Annotated in this window: 10 protein-coding genes; 2 read left to right on the top strand and 8 right to left on the bottom strand. The window is 73.2% G+C overall.

The window, feature by feature from the left end:
- Positions 1-696: 696 nt before the first annotated feature.
- Both ACFOWE_RS15110 and ACFOWE_RS15105 read right to left on the bottom strand, forming a co-directional pair.
- Positions 697-3,201 (bottom strand): penicillin acylase family protein, encoded by a 2,505-nt coding sequence (locus tag ACFOWE_RS15110; RefSeq protein ID WP_377288088.1) that lies wholly within the window; start codon positions 3,199-3,201, stop codon positions 697-699.
- Positions 3,202-3,326: 125 nt separating this feature from the next.
- A complete protein-coding gene (locus tag ACFOWE_RS15105; RefSeq protein ID WP_377288086.1) occupies positions 3,327-4,946 on the bottom strand; it encodes a DUF885 domain-containing protein in 1,620 nt (539 codons plus the stop codon).
- Between the two features lie 128 nt (positions 4,947-5,074).
- Here ACFOWE_RS15105 and ACFOWE_RS15100 point away from each other — a divergent pair, with 128 nt between their 5' ends.
- On the top strand, positions 5,075-5,395 hold the full coding sequence (locus tag ACFOWE_RS15100; RefSeq protein ID WP_377288084.1) for a GroES family chaperonin: 321 nt from the start codon (positions 5,075-5,077) through the stop codon (positions 5,393-5,395).
- 57 nt (positions 5,396-5,452) lie between these two features.
- On the opposite strand, the gene ACFOWE_RS15095 is transcribed toward ACFOWE_RS15100, so the two are convergent.
- From ACFOWE_RS15095 to soxR, 6 genes are all read right to left on the bottom strand, one after another.
- Positions 5,453-6,418 (bottom strand): TolB family protein, encoded by a 966-nt coding sequence (locus ACFOWE_RS15095; RefSeq protein WP_377288082.1) that lies wholly within the window; start codon positions 6,416-6,418, stop codon positions 5,453-5,455.
- Positions 6,419-6,488: 70 nt separating this feature from the next.
- On the bottom strand, positions 6,489-6,749 hold the full coding sequence (locus ACFOWE_RS15090) for a hypothetical protein (RefSeq protein WP_377288080.1): 261 nt from the start codon (positions 6,747-6,749) through the stop codon (positions 6,489-6,491).
- Between the two features lie 114 nt (positions 6,750-6,863).
- Positions 6,864-7,829, bottom strand: a complete 966-nt coding sequence (locus ACFOWE_RS15085; protein WP_377289126.1) for a pentapeptide repeat-containing protein — start codon at positions 7,827-7,829, stop codon at positions 6,864-6,866.
- Between the two features lie 245 nt (positions 7,830-8,074).
- Entirely contained in the window at positions 8,075-8,518 is a 444-nt protein-coding gene (locus ACFOWE_RS15080) for a TIGR02611 family protein (protein ID WP_377288078.1), read from the bottom strand.
- Positions 8,519-8,801: 283 nt separating this feature from the next.
- Positions 8,802-11,756 carry a cellulose binding domain-containing protein gene (locus tag ACFOWE_RS15075; RefSeq protein ID WP_377288076.1) on the bottom strand — a complete coding sequence of 985 codons (2,955 nt, stop codon included), beginning with the start codon at positions 11,754-11,756 and terminating at the stop codon, positions 8,802-8,804.
- Positions 11,757-11,944: 188 nt separating this feature from the next.
- Positions 11,945-12,418, bottom strand: coding sequence for a redox-sensitive transcriptional activator SoxR (gene soxR / locus ACFOWE_RS15070; RefSeq protein WP_377288074.1), 474 nt, complete (start codon positions 12,416-12,418; stop codon positions 11,945-11,947).
- Positions 12,419-12,622: 204 nt separating this feature from the next.
- Between soxR and ACFOWE_RS15065 the strand changes: the two genes are divergently transcribed.
- Positions 12,623-13,399, top strand: a 777-nt coding sequence (locus tag ACFOWE_RS15065; protein ID WP_377288072.1) for a patatin-like phospholipase family protein, incomplete at its 3' end; no start/stop codon positions are given.

Here is a 13,399-nt window from a genome sequence, read left to right as displayed (position 1 = left end):
CCCGGCCCGTGGCCCCGGGGCGCCACCGGGCCGGACGGCCCCTGGACCGGCGGCGCCGCCGGGCCGGGGACCGGGACGGCGGTCCCGGGGCCGGCGGTCCGGCGCGCTCCCGCCGCGACGGCGGCGGCCGCCGCCTGCATCCCTATGCCGGTCAGGCCGAACACCACCGCGTACTGGAAGTCCTCGTTGTCCACCTCCCCGATCAGGCGGACGTCGAGGGGCTTCACGCTCTCGCACCTCTGCTCCCCGGGATCGGAGGCACCGCCCTTCGGCTTGCAGTCCCAGATGAGAGCGGACGAGCTCTCCAAGGTGACGTTGTCGGAGTCGCCGAAGTCTCCCGCCCGCAGCACGGCGAGACCGAGGAAGACGAACCCCAGCAGGATGAAGGAGACCTGGAGGAAACGGCTCAGCGGATTCATGAGCGGAGAGCATAGGGCCCGGGCCGGACGCCTGCCGACACGGGTCCTGCCGGTTCCCCGGCCGGGGACGGCCGGGGAACGGCGGACGGCCGGCGACGCGTCCTCCGCCCCGGCCCCGGCCCCGGCCCCCTCCCGCCGGACGGGGGCCGGGGCCGGTGCGGGGCTCACGCGGGGCTCACGCAGGATTCACGTGTGACCCACGCGTCACGCAGGATTCGCGCGGGACCCACGTGGGACCCGCACAGGGCCTACGCGGGGCTCGCCCCGGTGGAGGGACTCATGGGGTGAGGGTGAGCGTGTCGGCGGCGGCCTGCCGTACGGCGGGCTCGGTGAAGCGCATCGGCGTGAGCCTGCCGTCCGCCCAGAGCTCGGCCTGGTCGTCGTAGTTGGCGTGGAAGGCGTGGCCGGAGGCGCCGGTCAGGTTGATCCACTCCGAGCGGTCCAGGTCGGTCAGGTCCACCACCATGCGCATCGACGGCACCCAGTTGACCTGGTAGCCGGCGCTGGTGTCCCAGCCGGTGGCGTTCACGGTGTCCTTGCCGCCGGAGGTGCGCAGCGGTCCCCGGTTGAACAGCCACTCGACCGGCGCGATGCCGCTGGTGCCGAAGGTCTCGTGGGTGAGGTCGAGGGTGTGCAGGTCGCCCCAGGCCCACTCGGCCGGGTCGTCGCCCAGCAGCCCTCGCAACTCGGCGTCGGCGTCGGCCATGGCGGCCTTCAGCATGTCGTCGCGGCGCTCGGCGGCGTTCTCGGTGCGCACGTCGTCCCAGAAGGGGTCCTCGGGCGCGTCGAGGAGCGCGCGGACCACCTCGTACCAGCGGTCGTTGCCACCGGGCCGGAGAGGGTCGGTCAGCTCGTCCTCGAACGTCCGGGCGAGCAGGTGCCGCCAGACGGCGTTGAAGTAGGCGGCCCCGGCCGAGTCCCGGCCCTGGCCGAAGTCCCAGCCCTTGAGCGTGTCGTTGGGGGCGCCGACCCGGAGCAGGTGCGGGACGAGGACCGGGGCGAGGTTGTTGCGGTCGTCCATCAGCAGGGCGCGCATCGTCTCGGAGGTGACCTTGCCCTTGGCGGTCTCCTCCTCGATGCGCTCCACGATCCGCTGGGAGCGGTAGCCGTGCGACCAGTCCTCGGTCAGGAACAGCTCGTCGCTCGGGCGCACGACCGCGTTGTTGGCGGTGACGATGTAGCCCTCCGGCGGGTTGTAGACGGACGGCAGCTTCTCGAACGGGACGAAGCCGGTCCACTCGTGCTCGCCGGTCCAGCCGGGCACGGGCATGGTGCCGTCGCCCTTCGAGCGGACCGGGATCTTCCCGGGGGCCTGGTAGCCGATGTTGCCGGCGGTGTCGGCGTAGACCAGGTTCTGCGCGGGGGCCTCGAAGAAGGACGCGCCCTCGCGGAACTCCTCGAAGTTCGTCGCCCGGTTCATCAGCAGGATCGCGTCGGCGGTCCGGCCGGGGTCGAGCGCGGTCCAGCGCAGCGCCACCTCCAGGCCCTCGGCCTTCTCGCCCAGGCGGGCCGCGGCGCCGGGCACGGCCTCGCGAGCGTCGCCGAGCACGCCGGAGACGATCGGGCCGTGCTTGGTCGTGCGGACCTTCAGCTCGACCGTCTCACCTCCGGCCACCTTGATCTGCTCGGTGCGCACCTGCATCGGCTCCCAGGTCTCCCCGGCCAGGGCGGTGTCGCCCTGGGTGCGCTCCAGGTACAGGTCGGTGACGTCGGGGGCGAGGTTGGTGAACCCCCAGGCGATCTTGTCGTTGTGGCCGATGACGACGCCGGGCAGGCCCGCGAAGGTGTAGCCGGCCACGTCGTAGGGGCAGGCAGCGCTCTTCGTACGGCAGTGCAGCCCGGCCTGGTACCAGATCGACGGCAGCCGGGGTCCGAGGTGCGGGTCGTTGGCCAGCAGCGGCTTGCCGGTGGCGGTGTGGGCGCCGCCCACCACCCAGGAGTTGGAGCCGATTCCGGCCGGGTCGCCGCCGGCGGTCCCGAGGAGGGAGGGGGCGGCGCCCGTCAGCGCGGCGACCCCGTCCAGCGCCTCGGCGGCGGCCGCGGTCCCGACCGGCCGGCCGCCCTTGGGCTCCTCGGCGGCGGGCGCTCCGGCGGTCACGATCGGCTGGTGGCGGTCGAAGGGGTAGCCCGGGTAGAGCTGCGCGGCCCGCTCGGCGGGGAGACGGGCGGCGACCAGCGCCCGGTTCAGCTCGGCCTCCATGTTGGAGCGCAGGTCCCAGGCCATGGCCTTGAGCCAGGCCAGGGAGTCGGCCGGGGTCCAGGGCTCCGGCTCGTAGCCGGCCGCGGTGAGCTTGAGCACGCCGTACTCGAGGCTCTTCTCGGCGAAGCCGTCGTGCTGGGCCATCCAGGCGTTCACGCCGGCGGCGTAGTCCTCCAGCGCCTGGCGGGTCTCCGGCTTGAGGACGGCGAGCTCGGCCTCGGCCGTGCGCCGCCAGCCGAGGGTCCGCACGACCTTGTCGACGTCGAGCGTCGAGGCGCCGAACAGCTCCGACAGGCGGCCCGCGGTGGTCTTGCGCCGGAAGTCCATCTCCCAGAAGCGGTCCTGGGCGTGCACGTAACCCTGGGCCTTCAGCAGGTCACCGGCGGTGTCGGCGTAGATGTGCGGAATGCCGTGCCCGTCGCGGAGCACGGTCACCGAGGCCGCCAGGCCCGGCAGTCGCACCTCGCCCGACAGCTGCGGGAAGGAGCGGCGGACCGTCCAGGTGACCGTCCCGGCGAGCAGGACCGCCAGGACGAGGAGGACGGTGAGGACCCGGGCCGCCCAGCGGAGCGGGCGGGACAAGCGGGCGAACGGAGCTATCCGCACAGAGATGACCTTTCATTGCACAAGTGACGCCTCACCGATTGTGCGGAGAGCCCATGTGACTTCGGTTACCTATAGGTAGCTTTTCGGACTCGGCACCCGGGTCACCCCTCCAGCGCCACCCGGCGGGCCAGGCCCAGGGGCAGGCCGCCGGAGCCGGCCAGGGTGTCGTGGAAGGTCCGCAGGTCGCCCCGGCCCGCGGCCAGGTAGTCGGCGCGGATGCGCTCGATCTCCAGCGCCCCGGTCAGGTAGGACGGGGCCTGGGTGGGCCAGGCGCAGTAGCGGTCGACCTCGCCCTTGGCCGTGCCCGGGGTGAGCGAGGACTTCGTGGTCATGAAGTGCTCGGCCTCCTCGATGCTCATGTCACCGCAGTGCAGCGAGGTGTCCACGATGATGCGGGCCGCGCGGAAGAGACGGAACTCCAGGTGGGCGAGCTCCTGGGCGGGCGTGGCGAAGTAGCCCTCCTCGCGCATGACCTTCTCCACGTACAGCGCCCACCCCTCCGCGAAGTACGGCGTGCGGAAGAGCTTGCGGGCCCGGCGGGGGCTGCCCGCCATCCACGACAGGTGCCAGTGGTGGCCTGGGTATGCCTCGTGCACGGCGATCGAGGGCATCTGGGCCCGGGCGTTGGTGCGCAGCCGCTGGCGGACCTGCTCCTCGGTGAAGGACTCCGGCGTGAACGGCACGAAGAAGTGCCCGGTCCGGGAGGGCGACAGCGGCGGCGGCGCCATGTAGGAGGCGACGGCGAGCACGGGCCGCTGGAACTCCGGCGACGGCACCACCCGGCACTCCTCGCCCTCGGCGAAGGTCACCAGGCCGCGCTCGCGCACGAACCGGCGGGCCCGCTCGGTCTCGGCCTCGTACTCGGCCCGCATGGCCTCGAGGGTCGGCGCGTGGTCGTCCTGGAGCGCGGTGATCGCTGCGTGCCAGTCGTCGGAGCCGCCGGTCAGGCGCCGGGCCACCTCGCGCATCTCCGCGTCGAGCTCGTCGTAGGCGGCCCGGCCGCGCTCGCGCAGCTCGGCGGCCCCGTAGCCGAGCAGCTCCCGCTCGCGCAGCAGCCGCGAGTAGAGCTCCTCGCCCATCCGCCAGGTGCCGGTCGCCTCGAATCCGGCGAGGAACTCCACCAGGTCGTCGAAGGCCGCCGCCGCGGGCTCGGCCGCCTCGGCCAGCCGGGCGCGCAGCTTCTCGTCGCCGACCAGGCCGGGGACGGTCACGGTGAGGAAGCGCCGCGCGGTCCGCGCCTGCCCCAGTCCCCGCTCGACCAGCAGCGGCGCGGCCAGGGCCGGGTCCAGGTTCCCGCGGCAGGCCGCCAGCACGCCGGGCACCTCGGCCAGCCGGGCCACGGCGGCGTCCACCAGTTCGGCCTCGGGGGCCAGCCGGCTCAGGAAGGGGCTGAACATGGAGGCGAAGACCGCGCCGACGTAGTGGGACGGGTCGCGCCGCCAGGAGGGCCAGTCGGCGAAGGCGAGCGAGCCGCGCAGGGTGGAGGCGATCAGCTCGCGGTCGATCCGCTCCTCGAATCCCCCGCCCTCGGCGGCCTCCAGCCGCTCCAGCCAGTGCCGCGACTCCGCCTCCCGGGCGAGGATGCCCGCCTCGGTGAAGTCGCCGAGAGTCCGGTCGTGGCCCGGCGCGCCCGCGAGGGAGGCGTGGACGGGGTTCGCGTTCAGGTACCAGTCGATGAAGTCGTCGACCAGCGAGGAGGAATCGGGGGAATTGTCCGTCATGCACGGTGAGCCTACCCCGCACCGGCGCACCGGGAATTCACCGCGCGGACAGGTCTCGGACGGGTCCCGGGCCGCTCACGGACCGGGGAGACGCCGAGGAGACGCCGTCCGTCTCCTAAACTGCTGTCGTGGCTGACCCTAAGTTCGAGATCCAGATGCTCCACGACCGCGTCATGGTCAGGACCGAGCAGGAGTCCGAGGAACGGCGCAGCACCGCGGGCATCGTGATCCCGGCGACCGTGAAGATGGCCAACCGCCTCGTCTGGGGCCAGGTCTGCGGTGTCGGCGCCAACGCCCGTTCGGTGAAGGTCGGCGACAAGGTCCTGTTCAATCCCGAGGACCAGTACGAGGTCGAGGTCCACGGCCGGACCTACCTGGTCATGCGCGAGCGCGACCTGCACGCCATCGCCACCCAGCAGACCGACAACGGCACCGGCCTCTACCTCTGACCACCGGTCCTCCGCCCGGCGCGGGCGGGCACGGGATCGCCCGGGTGCGGCCGGGGCTCACTTGCGGGTGTAGCTGAGATAGATCTTCTTCTCCCAGTCGGCGGCGGGGAGCGCGGCGAGCGTCCGCACCGTCCTGCCCGTCAGGTCGACCAGGACGACCCGGCGGGTGCCCCCCGAGGCGAGGACCGCGACCAGGTGCTTCTCGTCCCACCAGCCCCACAGGCTCTCCGGCCGGACGTTCACCCGGGCGGCGAGCCCGGCGGCGCCCCGGGTGGTCCGCTCCCAGACGCAGACGTGCTCGGCGTAGGAGGACGGGCACCACGTCGCCAGGCGGCGGCCCGACGGGGAGAAGGCGTCCTCGCCGCCGACCGGCGTGCCCGTCCCGGTCAGGGTGCGCCGGACCGAGCCGTCCGGGCCGTGGAAGCGGGTGCCGCCCCGGTGGCCGGAGACGAGCTCGGTGCCGTCCGGACTCCACCGGAAGACCGCGGCCGGGTCCACCCCCTCCGCGGTCACCTGCCGCGCGGTCCGGGCGGTCGCGTCGACGATCACGAACCCGGTGGTGGCCCAGCCGGAGGCGGTCTTCCGCCGCACGGTCAGGACGGCCTTGTCCGCCGTGCGCGCCCAGCGGACGGAGTTCGCGACGAGGGGCTTGTCCACCGTGCGGATCCGGGTGCCCTTGCCCGTCGCGACGTCGATCAGGACGACCGAGTCGTATCCGTCGCGGTAGGAGGCCGCCACGGCCAGCGCCCGGGCCCCCTTCGGGGCGACCGTGACCTCGGTGTCGCCGGAGCGCTTCACGAATCCGGCGCCCCGGCGCAGGTAGGCCGCGCCCTTCAGGCTGTAGGCGGTCACCCGCGCCGGGTCCGTGGTCTCCTCGCGCACGGTCACCGAGGTGCCGGGCAGCCGGATGTCCGCCGGCGCGGCGGCGTGCGCGGGCACGAGGGGCACGGCGAGGAGCACGGTCAGCGCGGTCGCGGCGACCCCGCCGCGGAGCAGCCGGTGGGTCCCGCGAGTCAGAGGCACGGCCGCAGCCTAGGCCGGAGGATCCGCATGATTCGAGATCTATAACGAATCGGCAGACCTCACAAGGGCGTCACCGGGTCTCCCCGCACCGGACGCACTCCGCCTCCGGCTGCGCACGGTGCCGCCGCTCCTCGTAGAACCGGTGGCCCAGCGCCGACGCGACCAGCACCCCGCCCAGCAGCAGGAGCGTCACCGGACCGTGCTTCCCGTGCCCGATCAGGCCCATCACGAGGTGGGCGATGCCCGCGGCGACGATGACCGCTCCGACGTTGAGCAGTTCCCTGTTGAGCGTCCACCCCGAGGCGGACCGCTCGCGTTCCGTCTCACTCATGTCCACCAGGGTCACCACCGTCCGTTACGCCGCCCGCCGGATCGCGTCACAGGCGTGTAACGGCCGCGGCGTCCTGTGACATCCGGTGACGGCGGCGGTCGTCCGTACGGCTCCTCAGCGCCGCGTGCCGGGCTTCCGGCCGCCGCGTGCCGGGCTCCCGCCCCGGCGGGCGCCGGGCCTTCGATCGCCGCCGGGCGCCGGGCCTCCGGCGCGCCGGGCACCGGTCTCCCAGTGCGCAGGGCGGGTGAGCGCGGGCGGCAGTTTCGTGCTCGCGTCGCCCCTGGCCGCGTCGAGCTGCGACTGGATGAGGAAGACGCTCCCGGTCAGGTCGGCGCCGCGCAGGTCGGCGTTCCTGAGGTCGGCGCCGATGAGGTCGGCCGTCCGCAGGTCCGCTCCCCGCAGGTCGGCCCCGATGAGGTACGCCCCGCGCAGGTTGGCGCCGCGCAGGTCCGCTCCCCGCAGGTCGGCCCCGATGAGGTCGGCCCCCCTGCGCTCCTTGCGGCGGTCCTTCCTTGCGCCCAGTGCCTCGGCCCGCGCGAGCTCGCTCGCGCCCAGCAGCAGCTCGTTCACCCGGCTCCGGTGCCCCATGAGGTCCACGGCCAGGACGGCGTCGGGGTCGCCGCCGGCCAGGCGCTCGGTCTCGTCGCGCAGGCGCGCGAGCTCGCCGTGGAGCGGGCGGGCGGCCGGCAGCGTCAGCGCCTCGGTGAGGTACCAGAGCAGCTCGTGGATCTGGCGCATGACCGCGAAGACCTCGAACATCCGCTTCGCGGTGCCCGGGTTCCGCCGCCAGTCCTCGCCTCCGAAGGTGACCTGGGAGACCTGCTGCCCGGCGCCGAAGCAGTCGAAGACCGTGCAGCCGGTGAAGCCCTTCTCGCGCAGGTCGCGGTGGATGCCGCAGCGGAAGTCCTGCTGGAGGTTGGGGCAGGCCCGCCCGGCGGGCTTGTCGATGGCGAAGTCCGCCGAGGCGGCGAAGGCCGGGGCGACGCAGCACAGCGCGAAGCAGCGCTCGCAGTCGGCGCGCAGGGCGTCCGGGCCCAGGCCGCGTGACTCGGGCACGGCGGGCTCACGCGACTCGGACACGGTGGGCTCGTGCCGCTCGGGCAGGGGCTCGGGCAAGGTGCGTCGTCTCCTGTGAGGTGGGGTGGCCCTGCCGGACCGGGCGCCTTCGAGCGTACCGCCCCTGCCCGGCCCGGCCGTACGGCCGGGCCGGGCAGGGGCGACGGCCCGGGCGGCCTGGGCGGCGCGGGCGGCGCGGGCGGCCTGGGCGGCGCGGACGGCGCGGACGGCGCGGACGGTCCCGGAGGACGCTCCGGGCCGCTCCGCGCTCAGCGGATGAGGAGTTTCTGCGCCTCGACGATGAGGTCGAGGCCGAAGCTGAGTTTGAGGCCGAAGTAGACGATGGCGCTGGCGGTCGCGGCGGCGACCAGCACGACCAGGCCCTTGACCGCGAGGTTCTGCCTGCCGAGCCAGGCGATCCAGGCCGAGAGGGTCCGCTTGCCGAACTCCAGCAGCTTGTGGGCCCAGTGGAACTCCAGGGCCAGCACCGCGAGGCCGGCGAAGACGACCGCCCAGCCGGGGCCGGGGAAGGGCACCATGATGAGCCCGCCGACGACCAGCACGCCGCCGATGGTGCCGATGACGACCTTCAGGGTGAGGTGGCCGGCGCGGGTGGCCCTGATGGCGTCGAGCCTGCCGTGCAGGCCGGAGCGGATGGGCGAGCGCTCGGCGGCCTCGGCCTTCACGGCCTCGGCGTCGCCGGTCTCCGGCATCCCGCCTCCGTCCCGGGTGTCTCGCACTCCGTCTGAGATGGCCACGTGCTCCCCCATGCGGTTCAGATTCCGTTCCAGGATAGGCGGGCGTACGCGGGCGACGCTCCTCCCAGCGGACGAGACCCGGCCTCGTGCCGCGGAAGGGCACGGGGCCGGGTCGCTCGGCCTTTCGGTGAGAGTCCCGGGAACCCTTTCGGTGAGAGTCCCGGGAACACGGATCAGTTCGACCGATCCGGCCGGTTTCTTTGGTTAATGCCTGTTCTCTCCTCCTGGGGTGCCGGGATCAGCCCGCGGTGCAGGTGACGGTGGCGGGCACGCCGTTGGCTCCGCTCCGGCTCGCGCCGAAGCCGAAGGAGGTGGAGGCGCCCGCGTTCAGCCTGCCGTTCCAGCTCGCGTTCCCGACGGTGACGTCCGCCCCGGTCTGGGTGTGCTCACCGCTCCAGAGCTGGGTGATCTTCTGGCCGTCGGGGAAGGTCCACTTCACCGTCCAGCCGCTGATCGCCGCGGTGCCGGTGTTCTTCACCGTCACCTCGCCCTGGAAGCCGCCGGGCCAGGAGTTGGCGACCCTGTAGGCCGCGGTGCAGCCGCCCTCGCCGTTCCCGCCGCCGGTGGCCGTCTTGAAGGTCACCGGGTCGGAGGGGGCCGAGGCGTTGCCGGCGGCGTCGCGGGCCACGACGTAGTAGGTGTAGGAGGTGTCGGCCGCCAGCCCGGTGAGGGCGAACGACGTCGTGGAGGCCGAGCCGGCCTTCACGTCCGTCGCGCCCGCCTCGCGGTAGACGTCGTAGCCCTCCACGCCGGTCTCGTCGGTGGAGGCCGCCCAGGTGAGGGTGGCGCCGGTCGAGGTGATCGCCGAGGCGGCGGGCTTGCCGGGCTTGGACGGCGCGGTGGTGTCGTCCGGGGGCGGGGTGTCGCCGCCGGTGTCGGCGTAGACGATGCCGCGGCCGTTGGTGCCGAGGTAGACACGGCCGTAGACGCGGGGGTCGCCGGTCAGCGCCTCGCCCATGTTGCCGTACTGGTGCCGGTCGTCGTTGACCCGGACCCAGGTGGCGCCGGTGTCGTCGGAGCGGAAGACGCCGGTCACGCCGCCGATCGTGGCGACGGTGTAGACGGCCTGGTGGGTGCGGCCCTCCGCGGCCTTGCCGAAGCCGACGTTCACCGCCTCGGTGATGCCGGAGAGCTTGGTGAAGGAGGCGCCGCCGTCGGTGGAGCGGAACAGGCCGTTCTCCCCGGCGAGCCAGATGTGGCCCTCGCGGCCGGGCACGGCCTTGAACTTGACGTTGCCCTCGGCGGGCAGACCGGTCGCGGCGGTGGCCGTGAACGTGGCGCCGCCGTCGGTGCTGGCGTAGAACCTGCCGGCGGCGAAGCCGTAGAACTTCCTGGCGTTCACCCGGTCGGACTCGACCACGGCGCCCGCCGGGATGCCGGTGGAGGCGGTCCAGCCGTTGCCGAAGCCGACGGAGTGGTGGACGGCCACGCCCTTGGGCGCCCAGACGAACCGGGAGCCGTCGGCCGCGGCCGCGACGGTGCCGCCCTCGTTGATCCCGCCCGGCTCGCCGCCCTGGAACCAGTTGGCGCCGCCGTCAGTGGAGAAGGCGACGTGGCTGTCGTTCGGCCGGTCGGCGTCGGTGAAGTTGCCCGCGCGGACCATGATGTCCGGGCTGGTCTCGGCGTAGTCGAGGCTGGTGGTCGAGGTGAAGTTGGGGGCGGTGAACATCATCGCCGGGACCTTGTCCAGGTCGGTGTGGCGGAAGCCGGCGATGTCGCCGAGGGCGCTGACCAGGGGCGCGCCGCTGGGCGGGCTGATCAGGTCGAGGACCGCGGTCTCCTCCAGGCCCCTCACCATCGGTTTGATCGTGATCTTCCCGCCGTCGTCCCACTTCGTGAGGTCCTCGGTGCCGTAGATCGTGGCGCCGGTGCCGTACATCATGCGGTCGGAGTCGAACGGGTCGATCTCCAGCGACTCGGTCATCCAGCCGAGCTTGGGCGTCTCCTCCGGCGGCTGCGGGTTCGTCCCGAAGGTCAGCCACGGCGCCGAGGAGATGTCCATCGTGTAGCGCTTGGTCCGCTCGGGGTAGGAGCCCCAGTCCCAGATGCGGGTCCAGGTCGCTCCGCCGTCGGTGGAGCGGAAGAAGATCACGTCGGGCCACCAGGAGATCTGGGTGGCCACCATGATCGTGCCGGGGTTCTGCCGGTCGATCGTCAGGCCGCTGTAGCCGTAGTAGGCGTCCTGCGAGTCGGACGGGACGGGGCTGATCCGCGTCCACGCGCCGCTCTTCGTGTCGAGCTTCCACACGTCGCCCTTGGCGCCGTCGTACGGCCCGCCGGTGTCGCTGGTGGCGATGTAGAGGGTGCCGCTGGTGTGGTCCAGCACGCCCTTGTGGGCGATGTAGCCGGTCGGCTGCCCGGCGACACGGGTCCAGGTCGCGCCGGCGTCGGAGGAGCTGTAGACCGTGTTCTCCTTGTCGGCGACGCCGACGTAGATCTTCTTCGTGGCCGTTCCGGCCGGCGACGAGGCCGGGTCGAATGTCACCCAGACCACTCCGGGCCGGTGGTCCAGGTACCCGTTCGGGTCGTCGGGGTCCTGGGCGTAGTCCCCGGGGTTGGGGAAGCTCGCGACCTCGGCCCAGGTGGCGCCGGAGTCCGTGCTGCGCCACAGGCCGTTGCCGTCGGGCGCGCCGAGGTAGAGGACCTTGTTGTCGTTGGGGTCGACGGCCAGCCGCTCGCCCATGCCGCGGCCGGGCATGTTGCCGCCGAGTTTGAACGGCAGCTCGGTGGCCTTCCAGGTCTTCCCCCGGTCGGCCGAGCGCAGGATCGCCCCCTTGTTGGGGTCCCAGTCGTTGGTGTACATCCCGGCGGCGACGTAGACGCGGTCGGGGTCCACCGGGTCGGTGGCGAGGCTCACCACGCCGTTGTAGCCCCACTTGTCCCAGCCGACCCAGTCGAGCAGCGGGATCCAGCTCCTGGTGGACTGGTCCCACCGGTAGGCGCCGCCGATGTCGGTGCGGGCGTAGACGAGGTTCTTCTCCTTCTGGTTGAAGATGATCCCCGGGACGAACCCGCCGCCGTCGATCCGGACGTTCTTCCACTCGTTCGTCTCGGCGGCGGCCAGGGTGACCGGGGCGGTGACCGAGGAAGTGGCCGGGCCGGCCGCCGAGGCGGTCGCGCCCGTGGCGGCCGTGCCGACCGCCGCGCACGTCACCGCCGCGGCGGCGAGCACGCTGAACAGTCTTCTTCGCATGTACGGCTTCCCTCCGCAGAGCAATGGACAGACCGTCATGCACGACCGGGGAGCGGGAACTGCGGCCCGCGGGCCGCCGATGCGCGTGCATGAGCGCCCGCAGGCTCACACGGCGGCCGGCGGACCGTCAATAAGTTTGAACAGTAAACCAACAAAGAGCAGGTGGAACCGGAGCACCGATGTAACTTTCACCCTTCCCGGCTGCCGGCGGCCCTCTCCTCCGGCGTGACCACCAGGCGCGAGCCCGGGCCGCGGGAGGCGAGCACGTCGCCGGGGTTGGCCAGGGCGCAGCGGTTCAGCGAGAGGCAGCCGCAGCCGATGCACTCGGTCAGTCCGTCGCGCAGGCGCTGGAGCTGGCGGATCCGGTCGTCCAGCTCGGCCCGCCAGAGTTCGGAGAGGCGGGCCCAGTCCTCCCGGTTCGGGGTGCGCCCGTCCGGCAGCGCGGAGAGCGCGTGCTGGATCGTGCGCAGCGGGATGCCGACCCGCTGGGAGGCCCGGATGAAGGCGACCCTGCGCAGCGTGTCGCGGGTGTAGCGGCGCTGGTTGCCCGCCGTGCGGCGGCTGCGGATCAGCCCCTTGGCCTCGTAGAAGTGCAGGGCCGAGACCGCGACCCCGCTGCGGGCGGCCAGCTGGCCGACGGTGAGTTCCGTGCTCTGGGACACGGCCCTCATCCTAACTCGACCTCAAGCAAACTTGAGGTCGGCTGCCGGCCCCACGACGGGCACCCGCACCTCAGCACAGATCTTCACCCGGGCCGGACCCGATCATCTCGCGGGACCGGCGGGCGCGGGTTCCCCGTACGGCCCGGCGGGACCGGCCGGCGGGACCCGGCACCGCCGTACGCCGCGGTGGGGTAGGAATGCCGCATGACGAGAGCACTGGTTCTGGGCGGCGGCGGCATCGCGGGCATCGGCTGGGAGGCCGGGATCATCACCGGCCTCCGGCGCGAGGGAGTGGATCTGGGAGAGGCCGACGTGGTGATCGGCACCTCCGCCGGGTCGGTGGTCGGCACGCTCGTCGCCACCGGGGCGGACCTGGAGGGCGCGGTCGCCGCGCAGGCCGAGTCGGAGACCGAGGCGACGGTCCCCGCGGTCGACATGGAGGCGGTGATGACCGCCTTCGCCGCGCTGTACGACCCGTCGGTCGAGCCGCAGGAGGCCCGGCGGCGGCTCGGCACGCTGGCGCTCTCCGTCCGGGACACCGGGGCCAGGATCGAGACCATCGGCGAGCGGCTGCCGGTCAAGGAGTGGCCGGAGCGGCGTCTGCTGGTCACCGCGGTCGACACCGCCACCGGCGGGTTCACCGTCTGGGAGCGCGCCTCCGGGATCCCGCTGGTCTCCGCGGTCGCCTCCAGCTGCGCCGTGCCCGGCGTGTTCCGGCCGGTGGAGATCGGCGGCCGCCACTACATGGACGGCGGGGTGCGTTCCACGACCAACGCGGACCTGGCCGAGGGCTGCTCCGCCGTGGTGGTCGTGGAACCACTGGCGCACCTCACCCCGCGTACGGCCCTGCGGTCCGAGCTCGCCCGGCTCGGGGACGCCGCGGTCGCCCACGTGGTCCCCGACGAGACGGCCGTCGCGGTCTTCGGCGTCAACGTCCTCGACCCGTCCCTCTGGCGCCCGGCCTTCGACGCCGGCCTCGGC

The sequence above is a fragment of the Planomonospora corallina genome, assembly GCF_042650625.1.
In the GTDB taxonomy this organism is placed as follows: domain Bacteria; phylum Actinomycetota; class Actinomycetes; order Streptosporangiales; family Streptosporangiaceae; genus Planomonospora_B; species Planomonospora_B corallina.
This window is presented reverse-complemented; position numbering and strand designations above follow the sequence as displayed.